Genomic DNA, 1,294 nt, shown 5'->3' on the forward strand with positions numbered 1-1,294 from the left:
ACGGTGATCGACTCGCCGCCGACGCCCCAGTTGTCGGTATCGACCTCGTCGATGACGACGACCGTGGTTTTCGGGTTCTTGCCCAGCACATCGACCAGCAGCTGGGTCACGCCGGCGATCAGGCGCGCCTTCTGCTCGGCCGTCGCCCCTTCGCGGGTGATCTTGATATTGACGTAAGGCATCAGCCGGTCCTTTTAACGATTCACATCCACGACAACGCGACCGCGCACCTTGCCATCCATGAGCTGCGCCGCCGTCGGGATGGCCTCGGCCAGCGAGACTTCATGGGTGATCAGGCCGAGCTTGGCGACATCGAGGTCGCTGGCCAGCCGCCGCCAGGCAACCAGCCGCTCGGGTCGCGGGCACATCACGCTGTCGATGCCGACCAGGGTCACGCCGCGCAGGATGAAGGGCGCCACCGACGACGGGAAATCCATGCCACCGGCCAGCCCGCAGGCGGTGACGACGCCGCGATACTTCATCGTGGCGCAGATGTTGGCCAGCGTATGCGAGCCGACGACATCGACCGCTCCGGCCCAACGCTCCTTGCCGAGCGGCTTGCCCGGTGCGGAAAAGGTGCTGCGGTCGAGCACTTCGGCGGCGCCGAGTTGCTTGAGGTAATCCGCTTCTGCCGGCCGGCCGCTGATGGCAACCACCGTGTAGCCGAGCCTGGCCAGCACGGCAATCGCCACGCTGCCCACCCCGCCGGCCGCACCGGTGACGACGATTTCACCGTCGGCCGGCTTGACGCCCTGCCGCTCCAGCGCCAGCACGCACAACATCGCCGTGTAGCCGGCAGTGCCGATGGCGACGGCCTGTTTCTCGGTGAACGCGGCCGGCAGCGGCACCAGCCAGTCGCCATTGAGCCGCGCCTTCTGGGCCAGCCCGCCCCAGTGCGTTTCGCCAACGCCCCAGCCGTTGAGCACGACGCGGTCGCCGGCCTTGACCTCAGCGTGGCTGCTGCTGTCGACCGTGCCGGCAAGGTCGATGCCCGGCACCATCGGGAACTTGCGGACGACCGGCCCTTTGCCGGTAATCGCCAGCCCGTCCTTGTAATTGAGCGACGAGTAATCGACGCGCACCGTTACGTCGCCTTCGGGCAACCGGCTTTCCTCAATATCCTGCACGGACGCCCGGTAACCAGCATCGTCCTTTTCGATCAGAATTCCCTTGAACATCGTCATCTCCGTTTAGTTTTGTCCGCAGAGCACCAGGCCGGCGTCCCGTTTTTCGACCCGTTTCAGTATAACCAGGAGCACGACGCCGACCGCCATGACACCGGCGGCGATGCTCA

2 protein-coding genes are annotated in these 1,294 nt (G+C 65.9%); both read right to left on the reverse strand.

Annotated elements, in window-relative coordinates; genetic code table 11:
- On the reverse strand, positions 1 to 182 hold a 182-nt coding region (locus tag ADADOO_RS16845), incomplete at its 3' end, for a 2-hydroxymuconate tautomerase family protein (protein WP_511278668.1).
- Between the two features lie 12 nt (positions 183 to 194).
- On the reverse strand, positions 195 to 1,178 hold the full coding sequence (gene acuI, locus ADADOO_RS16850; protein WP_511278669.1) for an acrylyl-CoA reductase (NADPH): 984 nt from the start codon (positions 1,176 to 1,178) through the stop codon (positions 195 to 197).
- Positions 1,179 to 1,294: the final 116 nt, after the last annotated feature.

The sequence above is a fragment of the Azonexus sp. genome, from assembly GCF_036170495.1.
Taxonomy (GTDB): domain Bacteria; phylum Pseudomonadota; class Gammaproteobacteria; order Burkholderiales; family Rhodocyclaceae; genus Azonexus.

Bases quoted from the DNA above. Each gene is read 5' to 3' on its own strand.
- acuI (WP_511278669.1), bottom strand. From the start codon at position 1,178: ATGTTCAAGGGAATTCTGATCGAAAAGGACGATGCTGGTTACCGGGCG.